Annotated in this window: 8 protein-coding genes; 2 read left to right on the top strand and 6 right to left on the bottom strand. The window is 68.3% G+C overall.

The annotated features are described in order from the left end of the window. A partial coding sequence (locus VD972_RS40580; protein ID WP_324994571.1) for a hypothetical protein occupies positions 1-714 on the top strand: 714 nt, incomplete at its 5' end. A gap of 5 nt (positions 715-719) precedes the next feature. On the opposite strand, the gene VD972_RS40585 is transcribed toward VD972_RS40580, so the two are convergent. From VD972_RS40585 to VD972_RS40595, 3 genes are all read right to left on the bottom strand, one after another. Then, complete coding sequence (locus VD972_RS40585) at positions 720-2,219, bottom strand: HAMP domain-containing sensor histidine kinase (RefSeq protein ID WP_324994574.1); 1,500 nt, start codon at positions 2,217-2,219, stop codon at positions 720-722. Continuing rightward, positions 2,204-2,896 (bottom strand): response regulator transcription factor, encoded by a 693-nt coding sequence (locus VD972_RS40590; RefSeq protein WP_324994576.1) that lies wholly within the window; start codon positions 2,894-2,896, stop codon positions 2,204-2,206. Before VD972_RS40590 ends, VD972_RS40585 begins: the two co-directional genes overlap by 16 nt. Positions 2,897-2,969: 73 nt before the next feature. Further along, complete coding sequence (locus VD972_RS40595) at positions 2,970-8,264, bottom strand: trifunctional serine/threonine-protein kinase/ATP-binding protein/sensor histidine kinase (protein WP_324994578.1); 5,295 nt, start codon at positions 8,262-8,264, stop codon at positions 2,970-2,972. Positions 8,265-8,555: 291 nt separating this feature from the next. On the opposite strand from VD972_RS40595, the gene VD972_RS40600 reads away from it, so the two are divergent. Beyond that, a complete protein-coding gene (locus VD972_RS40600) occupies positions 8,556-12,071 on the top strand; it encodes a protein kinase domain-containing protein (protein ID WP_324994581.1) in 3,516 nt (1,171 codons plus the stop codon). Here the strand turns inward: VD972_RS40600 and VD972_RS40605 are convergent. The 3 genes from VD972_RS40605 to VD972_RS40615 all read right to left on the bottom strand — a co-directional run bounded on the left by VD972_RS40605 (position 12,068) and on the right by VD972_RS40615 (position 15,564). Continuing rightward, positions 12,068-12,394, bottom strand: a complete 327-nt coding sequence (locus VD972_RS40605) for a hypothetical protein (RefSeq protein WP_324994583.1) — start codon at positions 12,392-12,394, stop codon at positions 12,068-12,070. The two genes, VD972_RS40600 and VD972_RS40605, sit on opposite strands and share 4 nt — an antisense overlap. A gap of 49 nt (positions 12,395-12,443) precedes the next feature. Continuing rightward, positions 12,444-13,679 (bottom strand): hypothetical protein, encoded by a 1,236-nt coding sequence (locus VD972_RS40610; RefSeq protein WP_324994585.1) that lies wholly within the window; start codon positions 13,677-13,679, stop codon positions 12,444-12,446. A gap of 274 nt (positions 13,680-13,953) precedes the next feature. Next, positions 13,954-15,564 (bottom strand): sigma-54 dependent transcriptional regulator, encoded by a 1,611-nt coding sequence (locus VD972_RS40615; protein WP_324994587.1) that lies wholly within the window; start codon positions 15,562-15,564, stop codon positions 13,954-13,956. Positions 15,565-15,675: the final 111 nt, after the last annotated feature.

The raw sequence follows: 15,675 nt of genomic DNA on the forward strand, positions 1-15,675 counted from the left end.
GACTGCTGGCCCGCTTCCAAGTGGCTCGAGGCGCTGCTGGCTCCCTTCGAGGGGGACACCTCCGTCCAAGTGGTGGCTGGCCGCACGACGTACCGGCCCAGCCTGTTCGGAACGGCCGCGAGCTCCATCGACTTCATGTACTTCCCGAGCCCGCTCAGCTCAGGGTGCACTCGCAACTTCTACGCCAACAACATCGCCTTCCGCCGCGACGTATTCGAGGGCACGCGGTACTCCGATGGGGAGGGCTTCTACCGCGGCAACTGCCAGACGCTCGGGCTGAGGCTCCAGGCCATGGGGGTGCCCGTGCTCTTCGCTCCCGAGGCGCACACCACGCACCGGCTCCCGGACACCCTGCGAGAGCTCTTCACGTTACGGCTCCTGCGCGGCGCGGACGCGGTGGAGCTCGCACCCCACCTGGCGGGCACCTACCTGCCGGAGCGGTTGCGCTGGCTGGGCCGCCTGGGCGGGCTCTCCGGCGCCGCCACGCTCGGCGCGCGCTTCGGGTACAGCGCAAGGGCGATCAATCACCAGGACCTGCCGAAGGTACGCGGCCTCCGCTTCGCCGCCTGTGTCGGCCTCGTCGGTGCCATCACCGCGGTGGATGGACTGGGAGCGCTGTTGCACCCCTGGCTCCGGCGAGGGCAGCGGGCGGAGGCAGCGAGGACTGCGCTCTCCTATCACCAAGATGTGGACGGGCTCCGCAGCGCGGCGTAAACGCCTCAGGCGCCCAGCGCCACCAAGGGCACACGCGGCAGCAGCACCGAGAACTCAGCGCCCTGCCCCGGGAGTGACTCGACCTCGATGCGTCCGCCGTGGGCCTCCACCACGGCGCGGGCGAGTGACAGGCCGAGGCCGGTGCCTCGGCTGTCCCTTCGAGTGGTGAAGAATCGATCAAAGACGCGGGGGAGATCTTCCGGGGCAATGCCCGAGCCGCTGTCCTTCACCCGGATGACGATGCGGTGAGCATCCGCATCAACCTCCACACGCACCCACCCTCCGGGCCCGGCGAAGGACGCCGCGTTGTCGAGGAGGTTCCGCAGCGCCGACTCGATGCGGTCGGCCACGCCCATCAGCTCAATGGGCTGGGCAGGAGCCACGAGCTCGACGCGGACCTCCTGATAGCGAGGGTCCTCCTGGGTGGTGTGACAGAGCGCCCGCAGGAGCTCGAGGAGCTCGATCCGGTCCCGCTGCTCGTTGTGCAACCCCGCCTCCGCGCGGGCGAGCTCGAGCAACTGCGTCACGAGGGCATCGAGCCTGCCCGCGCTCTGGTGCAGCACGTCCGCGAGGCGCTGCAGGCGCGCCGGGTCATCGGGCCTCGTTGCCGGAAGCCGCTCCGCACAGGCTCTCACCGCCGCGACCGGGTTCTTGAGCTCGTGAGCGAGGTCCGCGAGGAAGGCCTCGTTGGTGCGGTTGCGCTCTCCCAGGGCCAGGAGCACGGTGTTGAAGGCATCCGCCAGATCTCCGAGCTCGTCTCTCCGGCCGATGTCGATGCCGGCGCGGGGCACCGCCTCGGTGGCTCGGCGAAGCACCTCCTCCCGAAGGTGCTCGACCGGTCTCACCATGCGCGCCAGCGTCCACCATGCGAGCATCAGTGCGAGCGCGAGTGTGAAGAGCCCCAGCTTGAGCAGCTGCCGCCGGGATTCGTAGAGCGCCTGCAGCGCCCGTCGCGTGCTCCCCTGCACGTGGATGAGCCGCTTCAGGCCATCGGGCCTCTCGATCCAGGCGCCCGCGGCGCAGATGTACAGGTTGCCCGGGGTGGAGAAGTAGCACCCATCCGCGCTGCCCAGGTTCTTCGCGTCCTGTGCTTCGAGCCGCCGCTCGACGGGTCCACGCTCGAGCTCCCAGGCCCGCTGAGCCTCCTTCCGGTCCGGGCCATAGAAGAGGTCTCCGATAGGGTCGTACCAGCTCTCTCCAATCCAGGCGTCTACCGAGAGCCGAGGAGTGCCGCTCTCATCGAGCACTCGCACGTACTGAGTCCGGGAGCGCGCGAGCTCCTCGATCCGGGTCCGCACCTCTTCGTCGGAGGCCCCCTGCTCGTAGAGCGTGAAGATCGTGTCGCGCGTCTGGTGCAGCGACTCGAGCGCACGCTGGCCGAAGAGCGTCTCGAACCAGTTGGTGCCCAACACCAGGACGAGGGGGGACACCACGACAGCCAGCGCGATGCCGAACGCGTGCCTCCGCAGTGAGCGCCGGTGCGGGCGCTTCAGCCATCGCGCCATCGATACCCCATGCCAATGACGGTCTCGATCTCGCTGAACGAGGGGCTGACGGCCTCGAGCTTGCGTCGGAGTCTCCGCACGTACGTATCGATGATGCGGTCGACCACAATGCAGTCATCATCGCGGATCTGGCGCAGCAGCTGGTCGCGGGTGAAGAGCACCCCGGGGCGCCGCGCGAGCGCCTCGATGAGCCGGAACTCGGTGACGGTGACCTGGACGAGCAAGCCCCCGTACCGGCACTCGAGCCGCTCCGGGTCGAGCTCGAGCGCGCCCTGGACGAAGCGGCTCTGCCGGGCCTGTCCTCCGCGCCGGAGCTCGTCGCGGCGGAGCAGCGCGGTGATGCGCGCAACGAGGATGCGCGTGCTGAACGGCTTGCTGATGTAGTCGTCAGCACCCAGCTCGAGCCCCAGCGCCTCGTCCACCTCGTTGTCGCGCGAGGTGAGCAGGATGAGCGGCGTGAAGTCCCCCGCCTGACGAAGCTTGCGGCAGAGCGCGAACCCGTCGAGGCGCGGCATGTTCACGTCACTGACGATGAGGCCAGGCCGGGACTGCTCGTGCATGCGGAGCGCTTCGAGCCCATCCTTCGCGCACAGCACCTGGTGCCCGGCGTCCTCGAGCGCGAGGGACACCACCTCGAGCAGCGCCGGGTCGTCGTCGATGAGCAGGAGGGTGGACATCGGCCGTAATCTACTGGCCGGGGCGACTCGAGGGACAGTCACGGACCCGTTTTCACAGACGTTTCACACGCAATCAAGTGAGCGGCAGCTCCAACGTGGCCACTGCACCCTTGCCCAGCCCCTCGCTCTCCAGCGTGAGGCGCCCCCCCATCATCTGTGCCGCCAGCGCGCTGGAGTGCAGGCCGAAGCCGTGGCCGTCCTTGCGCGTGGTGTAGCCATGCGCGAAGAGCCTCTCTCGCGCCTCATTCGCGATCCCCACCCCGTTGTCCTCCACTACGATGCGCACCCGCTCCTGGTCCGCGGCCAACTGCACGCGCAGGCGGCGCTCTCCCTCGGGCAGCGCGTCCAGCGCGTACTTGGCGTTGCTGATGAGGTTGATGAGGATCTGCAGCACCTTGTGCTTGTCCACCTTCATCCTCGGCACTGCCGACAGCTCGCGGCGAACGGACACGCCGTGGCGCTGGAGCGCTACCATCTGGATGCGCAGGGCGTCGTCGACGAGCTGGGCCATGTCGCACTCCTCCGCCATCAGCGAAGTCCTGGCGTACGTCTGCTGCACCTGGACGATGGCGCGGATGTGCTCGATGTGTCGTCCCATTGTGTCCAGGTCTTCCAGGAGGCTCATCTGCTGTGTCAGCAGTTCCTCGGCCAGCGCGGCCAGGTACTCCGGCAGGTTCCTGCCACGCGCGTTCGGTGCCAGGAAGCTCGCCAGCTTCGCGCGGTGCTCCAGCAGCAGCGCCGTGGCCTGCTTCAGCCGGCCCACGCGCGAGGAGCCCACCGCCCGCTGCATCATCTCCAGGTTGATGACGGCGCTGGTGAGCACATTGCCCACGTTGTGCAGCACGTTGGAGGCTACCTCCGCCATGCCCACGGAGCGCGCGGTGTCCACCAGTCGGGCCTGCGCCTCCTTCAGCTCGCGCGTGCGCTCCTCCACTCGCTGCTCGAGCTCGTCGTTGCTCCGGCGCAGCTCCGCTTTGGCGCGCTGCACGTCCGCGTAGAGCCGCGCGTTCTCGATGGAGATGGCCGCCTGGGAGGCGATGTGCCCCAGCAGCGCCAACCGCGCGGGGCTGAAGGCGTTGGTGGCCAGGTTGTTCTCCAGGTACAGCGCCCCGGAGAACTGCTCCTGGCGCAGCAGCGGCAGACACAGCACCGACCGCGCACCGCTGCGCGCCAGGTACTCGTCGGACGAGAAGGGGTGGGGCTTGGAGGCGTCGCCGATGAGCACGGCCTCCCGGGTGCGCCGGACAGAGGAGAGGATGGTCCACGGCAGCTCTTGGATCGCGCCCTCGCCCGCCAGTGCGGCCCCGCTGCCCGAAGAGACGCTGGAGGTGGCCACCACCGAGAGCGTGTCTCCGCTCGGCAGCAGCAGGGCGCCGCGCTGGGCGCCGGCATTCTCGATGGCCGCCTGCATCAGCGTCGTCACCAGCCGCTCCAGCTCAATCTCGCCAGAGATGGCCTGCTGGCTCTTGACCACCGTGAGCGCGTCGATCCGCGTCGAGTCCGTGCTGCTGCTGGTCTCAGCGCCCGGGGTGGCCGCCTCGGACACGAGGTGCGGCCACTGGGCCTCCAGGTGCTGAACCTTGCCCAGGGCTCCCCAGCGCCGGTACGCCGCCCGGGACTCGCGCGCGAAGGCATGAGCGACGATCGTCGCCTGGCGCGTTCGCCAGAGGTTCGCCGCCAGCTCGCTGGCGACTCCCACGAGATGAGGGGCACCCGTCTCCCGAGCCCAGCGGATGGCCTCCTCGTACGCGCATGTCGCCTCATCCGGCCGTCCCTGGACGCGGGCCAGCTCTCCGGAGACCATCCGCTCGAGCGCGCGGAAGTTCTCGGGGCAGTTCTCTGCCCACTCGGCGAGGTGCTGGTGGTGACGCTGGATGGCCTCGAGGTATTGGCGCTGCTCCTCTGGCGCGGCCTCCTCGAAGCACGCAGCCAGGATGAGGGGCCGGTAGAAGTGCAAGTCCCTCAGGGAGAGGCTCCCTTGCATGGACCAGGCGAGCTCGGCCGCCTTCTCCGCCGTCTTGAGCGCCTCTTGATAGGAGCCGCACAGGAACTGCGACTGGAGCTTGGTGGACCAGTACATGGCCCGCATGCTGCTCATGCGCTCGGACGTCAGACCGGCCTCGAAGGCCTGCTCATCGAAGCCGTCCCAGCTCAGCGTGCCGAACGAGTGCGACTGCCCGCGCAGCTGCTGCACGAAGGCCTGAAAGATGAGGATCAGGTCCTTCGGATCCACGATCCCGACCTTGCGCGCGAACTCCAGGCGCGCCACCGACTCCTGATAGACGTCCTCCAGGTCGTGCCCCAGGACGATGCGGTTCGCGAGGCTGGTGCTGGCGCAGTAGCTGGCGGTATAGAAGTCCCCCGACTGGAGCCCGTGATGGAAGCCGCTGAGGATGAGCTCGTGCACGGTGGCCAGGGGCTGGACCCAATAGCTGCAGCACTGCAGGCTGAAGAGCGAGCTGGACCGGAAGGCCGAGAGGTTGTCGCGCTCGACGAACGCGCGGGCGAGCATGCTCCAGGCATGACCTTCCCGGTAGCGCTTGAAGTGCATGCCCGTCACCAGTCCGAACCAGCCGAGCCCCACCACGGCCGCATCCGTGAAGCCATGCTGGAGCGTGAGCGAGACCATCCGGCTCAGGTTGATGATGAGCAGGTGGTGGTCGGTGACCCAGGCCTTCGCGAAGAGCGCGGCGAGAGCGCCCATGGCCACCTGCATGTCCGGGTCGGTCGCGCGCGGCAGGTGGATGAGGCTCTCGATCGGGCGATTTCCTAGCAGCGCCCACACGCCCTCATGGGCGGCGCTCGCCTCTTCCCAGGTGGGGTGCGCTGACACGGGCATGCCCAGCAGCGCCAGGCAGTCGAGCATGCTCGTGATGGACGCCTGGACATCTCCCGAGGAGAGACAGATGTCACTCTGCAGGCAGTAGGCGGCCGTGGTGTCCGCGCGACTGCGCGCCCGGGAGCGGGCCTCCTCCGCCCGCTGCAGCGCCGCGGCGAGGTTGCCGCTCAGGAACTCGCACCTCGCCTGGCCGAGGCTCACCTTGAAGGCCAGCGCGTAGTCCGTCTCCCAGGGGTTGCCTGGAATGAGGGCAAGAGCCGCCGTGAAGTAGGCGGTGGCGGGACGGAGCGCCACCGCGGCCTCTGCCTTCGCGCCAGCCTCGGCGTTCAGGCGGGCAACGTGGTGGCGCTCAGCGGGATCCTCGATCAGATCCACCCCGGCGTTGAGCTGGCTCACCACGTCGAAGATCGCCTCGCGCAGCTGCTCCTGGGACAAGCTCCCCAGCAGGAGCCGGCCGATGCGCAGGTGGATGGCCTTTCGCTCCGCCTCGGAGATGAGAGCGTGAGCTGCCTGCTGGATACGGTCGTGGAGGAAGCGAGCCTGCTCCGGCCCTGAGCGCGCCAGCAGGCCTTCCTGGAGCGCGGGCTCGATTCCCTGCTCCACCTCCCCTACCTCCTTCATGTCAGCGAGGATGCCCAGCAGTGGAAGTGAGAAGACGTTGCCCACGCACGCCGCCAGCCTCAGCAGATGCTGTGTGCCGGGGGGCAACTGGCGCAGCTTGCCCACCATGAAGTCGACCACGTTGTCCGAGTAGCCCCGGGCCCGGACATCCTCGGCCTCCCACCGCCACCCTCCCCCTGGGGTGTGTACCAGCAGGCCGTCCTGGCTCAGCGTCACCATGAACTGAAGCAGGAAGAAGGGGTTGCCTGCTGTCTTCTCGTGCACCAGCGCCGACAGCGGGGCGACCACCTCCTCACGCGCGCCTGGGAGCGTGTCGGCCACCAGCTGCTCGGTCTGCTCCAGGCTCAGGGGCTCCAGCCGGAGGTCGGTCCTCTTCACTCCGGCCTTGCGCACCTCCTCCAACACCGCCACCAGCGGGTGCACGGCGCTCACCTCGTTGTCCCGGTAGGCACCGATCCACAGCACCGGGGGCGTCCCCGCCTGGGACAGCAGCTGCTGGATGAGCCGCAGGCTGGCCAGGTCCGCCCACTGCAGGTCATCCAGGAACACCACGAGCGGGTGCTCGGCGGTGGCGAACACCCCCAGGAACTGGCGGATTACCTGATGGAGGCGGTGCTGCACCTCGCCGGGGGACAGCTGCGGGAGCGGCGGCTGCCGGCCCACCACCACCTCCAGCTGCGGCACCAGGTCCACCAACGCCTGCCCCTGTCCCTCCCACACCCGGTTCAGCCGCTCGCGCCACTGCGCCAGCTCCTCGTCGGTTCCCGCCAGCAGGTGCTGCACCAGCCCGCGGATGGCTTGCACCAGCGTGGTGTAGGGAACGTCCCGCTGGAACTGGTCGAACTTCCCGCTCAGGAAGAACCCTCGCCGGTGCACCACCGGCTTGTGCATCTCGTGCACCACCGAGGACTTGCCAATGCCGGAGTAGCCGCTCACCAGGAAGAGCTCCGGCTTCCCACTGGCCATCATCCGCTCGAAGCCCTGGAGCAGGGTGGCCACCTGGGTGTCGCGTCCGTAGAGCCGCTGGGGCAGCTGGAACCGGTTGGGCACGTCATGCTCGCCCAGTGCGAACCCACCCGGCGCGCTCTGGCCTGACCCCTCACGGCACCGCTCCAGGTCCGCCTTGAGCCCCTCGGCGCTCTGGTAGCGCTCCTCGGCCACCTTCGCCAACAGCTTGAGCACGATGGCCGACACCGCCGCCGGCACCTGCGCGTTGAGCTCCTGCGGCGGCATGGGCTTCTGGGCCATGTGAGCGTGGAACCACTCCAGGGCATCTCGCCCCTGGAAGGGACGCCTCCCCGTCAGCAGCTCGTAGAGCGTCACGCCCAGGGAGTAGAAGTCCGTGCGGTAGTCCACCGCCCGGTTCATCCGCCCCGTCTGCTCGGGCGACATATACGCCAGCGTCCCTTCGACGAGGTGCGAGGGTGAGGCGTCCAGGTGCTCCACCTTCTGGAGCGTGGCCACTCCGAAGTCGATGAGGCGCCCCTCTCCGGACGGCTCGAGGATGATGTTGGAGGGCTTGATGTCCTTGTGGATGACGTTACGGCTGTGGACCTCTGCCAGGGTCGAGGCCAGGGAGATGGCCAGGGTCAGGAACCGGGAGAGCTCCAGCGGCTGGCCGACGAGCGTGGACAGGGACTCGCCCTGTACCTTCTCCAGCAGCAGCACGGGCCGCTCGCGGATCCGCTCGTAGGAATAGGGCCGGGCCACGCCCCGCACGTCCCGAAGCCGCTGCAGGATTGCGAACTCCCGCCGGTAGCGCTCGCTCTCGCTGAAGGTGGGCGCTGGCGCCAGGGGGGTCTTGATGATGACCGGCAGGCCGTCTGCCTCACGCACCGCCTGGAAGAGCATGTTCGAGCCTGTCCCTCGAATCGTGCCCACAACTCTGTAGCCTGGGAGGTCCAGCATGGAAGACAGACTGAAGCAGATCTACCTGCTGCTTGGTACTTCCATCCCGGGGAATCCTGTCAGGCTTAAATTGCACAGCAGCCCTACAACGGGCATCGCGCAAGCCCATGGGAGTCCTTCAGGTCCTCGTGCCACTCCGAGCGCAGGATACGAAGAGCAATGGCAGACGCCTGCGCCCCAGCCATGGACGTGATGCCATTCTTTCGATGTGTGCTCTGTGGCGATCGGCAGAGGAACCGCAGTCCATGAGCTACACTGGCGCAAGCCCAGACCGAGGAGCGCAGCAAAGCCATGGCACAAGGGAAGCACTCTCTCATCCAGGCAGAGACCGAAAGGGACCGCGCCTCGCCCGAACCCGCGAAGATGCTGGACACAAGCAACCGAGCAGGTGGGCAGCCTCAAGAGGCCGACACCCTGCTCCCCAATGCCACGCATTCCTCTGCTGCGCAAAAGCCGTCCTTCCCAGAGCCCATCTGGGAGCGCTACCAGCCGGTGCGCTTCCTCGGCCAGGGCGGCATGGGCCGGGTCTTCCTCGCCTATGACGTTCAGCTGCGCCGCAACGTAGCCCTCAAGTTCATGCGCGAGGCAACCCCTGACCTGGCGCGCCGCTTCATCTCCGAGGCGCGAGCCCAGGCCCGCGTGAAACACGAGCGCGTGTGCCAGGTCTATGAGGTGGGCGAGATCAAAGGGATCTCCTATATCGCCATGCAGTACGTGGAGGGGCCTCACGCGGGTCAGCTCGCACCCGACGTCACACTCGAGCAGAAGGTTCTCTTGGTGCGCGAGGCCGCAGAGGGCGTGCATGCCGCCCACCGGGCCGGCCTCATCCATCGCGATCTCAAGCCCTCCAACATCCTCGTGGAGCGCACCGAGGATGGGCGGCTGCTGCCCTTCGTCATGGACTTCGGTCTGGCACGCGACTTCCGGGAGCAACCGCTCGTCCCCGGTGCAGTGCAGGGCACGCCCTGCTACATGGCGCCGGAGCAGGCCCGGGGTGAGGTGAGCCACCTGGATCGGCGCTCGGACATCCACTCGCTGGGCGCCACCCTCTATTTCCTCCTCACTGGACACCCTCCCTTCTCCGGCAGCGACGAGCAGGAGGTGCTCCGCCGCGTCCAGTCCGAGCAACCCACCCCACCCCGGGCGCTCGACAAGAATGTGCCGGAGGATCTGGAAGCCATCGTCCTCAAGTGCCTGGAGAAGGAGCGCTCGGCCCGCTACGACTCGGCGCGCGCGCTGGCCGGGGATCTGGAGCGCTTCCTCAACGGCGAGCCGGTGCAGGCGCGCCCTGGCCCTTGGTACTGGCTGCGCAAGCGGCTGCGCAAGCACTGGCTCCTGGCCTCCGCGGGCGCCATCGCGCTGCTCACCCTGGGAGTGGCTGCGGGCTGGGTTCACCTGACAAAGCGCCAGGCCGCCGAGCGCGCGCGCCTCGCCCGCAGCCTCACCGAGCGCGTGGAGCACCTCGAAGCGCTGGCCCGCTACTCCGCGCTCTCGCGGTTGCATGACACGCGAGAGGACCGCAAGACCCTTCGGGCGCTGATGGCTGGGCTGGAAGCGGAGATCCCCCAGGGCGCAGAGCAGGCCGAGGGCCTCGGCCACTATGCGCTGGGGCGTGGCTACCTTGCCCTGGGAGAAGAGCAGAAGGCCCGCGAGCACCTCGAGGCCGCGTGGGAGCAGGGGTTCCGGGAGCCGCGGGCGGCGTACGCACTCGCGCGGGTGATGGGGGAGGCCTACCAGCAGCAGTACCTGGAGGCGCAGAGGCTGCGCAACGCCGGGCAGCGAGAGGCGCTGCTTCGCGACGCCGAGCGGCGCTACCGTGACCCGGCGCTCTCGTACCTCCAGCTGAGCAAGGGGGCCGTGGTGCCCTCGCAAGACTATGTCTCGGCGCTGCTGGCCTTCTACGAGGGCCGGCTCGATGAAGCTCTCGTTCGGCTGGATGCCATCGGCACCTCGTTGGCCTGGTTCTACGAGGCGCCCATGCTGCGCGGGGAGATCCTCCAGAGCCGGGCCCTCAAGCGCTGGAACGAGGGGGACCTCGAGGGAGCGCGCACGGACTTCGAGGCCAGCCGGAAGGGGTTCGCCGCCGCGGCCGCCACTGCTGAGAGCGAGCCTGCCGTGTACCGGTCCCTCTTACGGCTCGAGAGCGGCGCGATGACGATGGAGCTCTACAGCCGGGGCGATGTGATGCCACCCTACCACCGGGCCCTGGAGACGTTTGCTCATTGCGTCACCGCCGCGCCAGAGGACTACACGTGCCTGAGCCGGATCGCGCGCCTGCACCACCGCCTGGCCGAGTACAGGCTCAATCAAGGAGGTGAAGTCATGGAGCCAGCCGCCAAGGCAGTCGAGGCGGCGGAGCGGGCCCGGTCGGTGGATCCAACGCAGCCCGAGGCCCTGCTCAACCTGGCACGGAGCACCTGGCTCATGGCTCGGTACCGCTCCGTCCGTGGGGAGGATCCTCGCGAGCTGCTCAGCAAGGCCGCCGGGTACCTCGAGAGCCTCCCTCCAGAGCACCGGGACCACGCCTACCACGCCGATTACGGCCTGGTCTTCAAGACGTGGGCGGACCATGAGGAGCAGATGGGCGCGGACTCGTTTGCGAGCCGAGGCAAGGCCATCTCTGCCTTCCAGGCGGCCCTCGCTCTGGATGACCGCGTGCCGGAGGTGTGGATCAACCTCGGGATCGCCCTCCTGCTCCAGGCCTCCCTTCCCCCCAACGCGGAGGCAGAGCGCGATCTGGAGCAGGCCGCGGCGGCATTCCATAAGGCGCGGATCCTCAACCCCCAGCACGTGGTGCCGTACTTCTACGCGGGCCAGGTCCACGAGCAACTGGCCAGGCGGAAGAGAGATCGTGGCTCGGATCCCCGGCCGGATCTTGCGGACGCCCTGGAGCAGTACCAGCAGGGGCTCGCCATCAATCCCCAGCTGCCTCACCTGCACAACGGCACGGGGGTGGCGTTGATGCTGCAGGCGGAGGATGCCTGGCAGCGGGGAGACGATCCCCTTGCGCTGCTCGCCCGGGCCCGGACCTCCTTCGAGCAGGCCATCGCCGCTGCTCCAGGGCAGGGCTATGCCTATGCGAACCTCGGCTCCCTGTTCGCAAGGCAGGGCCGCTACCTGAGCAAGCGCGGGATGGATCTCCGCCCGAGCCTGCGTGAGGCCGAAGCCGCCCTGCAGCAAGCCCTCGAGCGGATGCCGGGCGCTTCATGGCTCCGGGGGCTGATGGGGACGGTGTACGCGCTGCGGGCAGGGTTCGAGTTGGACCATGGCGGCGACCCCAGGGCCGCGCTCGCGCGCGCCACGGAGGAGCTCCGCCTGGCGTTGGAGAAGAACACCCAGGATGCGGAGACGTGGCTGCAGCTCGGCAACACCCAGGGGCTCCGGGCTCGCTCCCGGGAGCGGCGCGGGCTGGGGAGGACCGAGGACTTCGAGGAGGCGGCGAAGTCCTTCGAGAAGGCCATCGAGTTGTCACCCCGCGAGCCCGAGTACCTCCTGGCATTCGGCCAGTTCAGCCATGTCTGGGCTGAAGGAGCAAAGCGATCAGGCCGGGAGCCTGGGCCGCTGCTCCAGCGCGGGCTCGAGCATGTCGAGCGAGCCCTGAAGCAGCGGCCCGGCTGGCCCGAAGCCCACGCGGTGAGGGCCGGCCTGCGCCTGGGCCTGGCCGGGATCGCCAGCCCTGAGGAGCAACGCACCTGGCGGCGCGAGGCTCTGGAGGAGCTGGCCCAGGCGCTCGCGAGCAACCCAAACCTCGAGAAGCAGTGGAGCGGTCTGCTGACTCAGGCGAGCCAGCTCAACGCAGGCCCTTAACCCATCGCTGGCATCACTTCGATCCATCCAGAGCTCGTTTTCTCGTCAACGAGCTGCGGCTGAGGCCCTGTCCTTTTTGCCAGGATCGTCAGAGCTCCAGAGCGTGCGTCAGAGGTGACCTTCATCGTGATGGTGGTCACGTTGGGGTTGACAACAATCCGATTTATTTCACTCACCCCTTCAGGAAGTTCACGGAACTCTGGCGTGGACAGAGCTGTGCTCCTGTGCACCTCAATCTCGAAGGTTTCTCCGACACGGACGCTGTACATCCCGGGTGTAAAGGTGGGCGGATTTTGACTGAGATGGATAACGATGTTTGCCATTTCTTCTCCGTGTTTGCACGAACCATGTCCGGGCCGCGTACGCATGAGGCTACCGGCAGGCGTTGTCAACGACGTAGGCCTGCGGCCGGGCGTTGTTGCGGAGGGAGTCCGCCAGGGTGTCGCTCGCCGGCTCGAGGTTGACGCTGGCAGGGATGGGAGGGCTGGCGACACACGGCGAGAAAAAATTCACGACGGCTGTGCCCTGGACGTGGGGCTGCCGGTTCTCGAGGCAGGCGCCCGTCACCGTCGTGCCGACCTCCAGGTTGTCGAGCTTTTTCCACACGTCCGAGTTCCCGCCGCAGGCGCCGCTCTGGCGAAGCGCGTCGGTCCGCGGGTTGTAGACGTTCGCGACCGCCAGGTACTGGCCGGGAGCACTGATGCGGTGGATCGAGTCATCATTCCAGAACTCGATCAGGTTGTTGTAGACGTAGAGGTTCGCGCCGCCGGTGGCGGGCCCCTCCACCTTGGGGCAGCGCGCCCCGGAGTTGAGGCAGCGGTTGTGGTGGAAGTCCGCCCGCTGGGCGTTCAGGATGACCGCCTGGTACTGGCGCTCGAACAGGTTGTAGCTCATCGTGACGAAGTCGTTGATCGGCGCGTCCATCTCGACGGCCACATCACGGAACCGCGCGAACCGGTTCTGGTGCAGCCAGATGTGGGTCGAGTTTGAGATGTGGATCGCCTCGCTCCCCTCGGCGTCCTCCCTCCAGAGCTCGTTGCCATCGTCGAAGTTGACGTTCATGACGATGAGCTGGGTCTTCCCGTCGAAGACGAGCGCCTGGACTCGATGCGTCGAGCTGGAGTTCGTCTTGATCCGGACCGGAGGCGCGCCGCTCACGCGCCCGTCGAGGGTCTTGCGGCTCTTGACGAGGATCGAGGATTTCACCGTGATCGACTCGCCGGCGAGCGCCGGGTCGAAGCGGATCCAGTACGGCTGCGCCGACTCGAGCGCGTGGCGCAGCGTGCCGGGCGAGCCGTCGTCAGAGGTCTTGTTGACGACGTACACCAGGGCCTCCGCGCCGGCGCCGACGACGTTGGCGTCGAGGGCGAACCCCGTCCTGTGCGCGAGCAGGGCGTCGTAATTCTGACTCTGCGCGGTGTAGGGCTGCTCGCCGCCGACGAGCGAGGCCTCCTGCTGAAGCAGCTGCGACTCGCCGGGTTGCTCGTCGAGAGAGCCGTAGCGGCGGTCCTCCTGGGAGGCACCGCACGCAGTAAGGACCACCGCCCCACACCAGAGCCCCACTGCAGCGTTGAAGACGCGCGAATTCTTCTTGTTCCAAGACATCATTTCTCTCCTCATCGTCCGGTGCTCAGAGCGCCGGGGATCGGCGCTCGTGAAGGCGTACCCGTTCACGGGTATGCGCTTGTTTTGGGGCTCCCGGACTTCGGCTTGAGCGCCCCGTGCAGGGCTTCAGCAAGCAGCAGGCCAACATGGAGCCTGCTCTGAGGGCACGCCCATCGTGCCGCATGGGTGTGCCGACAGCACGAGCGGGTGTGCCGGAGCGTGCCGGCCGGCACAGCCACCGGCACGAAGCGGCTCCATGGAGCATTCCCCACCCCGGTCAGGGAAGGGATGCGTCAAGGCCCAGCTCGCGCACGCGGCGCAGCAGCCCCCGCTTGGAGACCTCCAGGCGCTGCACCATGGACTCAAGGTCTCCCTGGCACTCGTGGAAGCAACGGGTCACTTCTTCCGGGCTCAAGTCCTTGGAGGTGCGGACGTGGGGGCTCCGCTCAATCAGGTCATAAAGCGAGGCCCGGGAGATGCCCAGCCGGCTGGCCGCGGCCTTGAGATCCCAGCCGCTCTCGCGCAGCGCGGACAGCAACTCCTGCCCCCCGACCTCTGAAGCCTTGCGCCGGGGAGTACCGGGGGCAGCTCGTGCTTCGGGCAGAGCTGGGGCCAGGGCCTGGCTGGACATGGGGACAGCTCCCCCCTCCAGTTCCTGCTCCAGCCGGGGATCGGCCTGCAGGCAGGGCTGGCCCCGGCTGCGGACGACGAGCTGCCGCGCCAGGTTGCGGAGCTGGCGGATGTTGCCGGGCCAAGCGTAGCGCACCAGCCGCGCTGCCAGGGAGGCCGGCAGCCAGGGTGCTGCCTGAGGATTCTCCTGCTCTAGCCGCCACGCCTCCCCCGTCACCTCCAGCTCCTGGCGGGCGAAGGAGAGGAAGAGCGGACCAATGTCCTCGCGGCGCTCGCGCAGCGGCGGGACGTGGATCTCGTAGCCCGCGAGCCGGTGCAGCAGAGGCGCCTTGAAGAGCCCCTCCTGGATCTGCTCCTCCAGGTTGGCATCCGTGGCGGCCACCAGCCGCACGTCTACTGGCACCGGCGCGTGGCCGCCCACGGGGTAGACTTCCCGCGTCTCCAAGACCCGGAGCAGGAGGACTTGGACCTCGGGAGAGGCCTCGCCCACCTCGTCGAGGAAGAGAGTGCCGCCGTGGGCTGCCTGGAAGAAGCCCTCGCGGTCCTGGTTGGCGCCCGTGTAGGCCCCCCGGCGCGCGCCGAAGAGCTCCGCAGCGGCCAGCTCCTTGGGAAGGGCGCCCATGTTGACGCTGACAAAGCGGCCCCGGTGGCGTGGGCTGCGCTGGTGGAGGGCCCGGGCCACCAGCTCCTTGCCTGCGCCTGTCTCGCCCCGGATGAGCACAGGCATGTCCAGGTCCGCTACGCGAGCGATGTCCTCGCGCACCCGACGCATGCCGCCGCTCTGGCCCACCATGCCCAGATCCTCTCCCGGAGCAGTCTCGCCAGGGGTCCGGTGCAAGAGCACTACCACGCGCTCGGAGAGTTCCAGGGGTACGCCTCGCTCCAGCGCCTCCAGCGGCAGCTCCCGCTCCGTCAGCAGGGGCTCTCCCGCCACCACGACACGCAGCCCGCTCTCACTGGCTCTCAGCCGCACGCCTCCGCCCGGCATGGGCTGGAGCCACAACGGCTTGCGGCTGAGGAAGGGATCCGCCAGGGGCCGTCCCATCGCCTGGCCGGGACGGCCGAAGTCCGGGGAACTGCGCGACACGGAGGCCTCCTGGCCCACCTCCAGCTCCTCGAGCAGCACCCGCTCGCCCGCGCGGCGGGCCATCGGATGAGAGACGATGGTCAGGGCCAGCACGGGCCGCGCGGACGCCAGCCCATGGACGGGTGCGTCCCTGTCGATCGTGGAGACCTCTACGAGCGGCTTCTCGGACATGGAGGTTGCGGGCCTTCGGGATGAGCAGCGAAGGCGTGAACGGTACTACACCCTCCAAGGCGCTGCCTGTTGGGCAGGTGCTCGGCCAGTGGCACCGACAGTGGCAGGCTG

Source organism: Hyalangium sp., from assembly GCF_035629615.1.
In the GTDB taxonomy this organism is placed as follows: domain Bacteria; phylum Myxococcota; class Myxococcia; order Myxococcales; family Myxococcaceae; genus Hyalangium.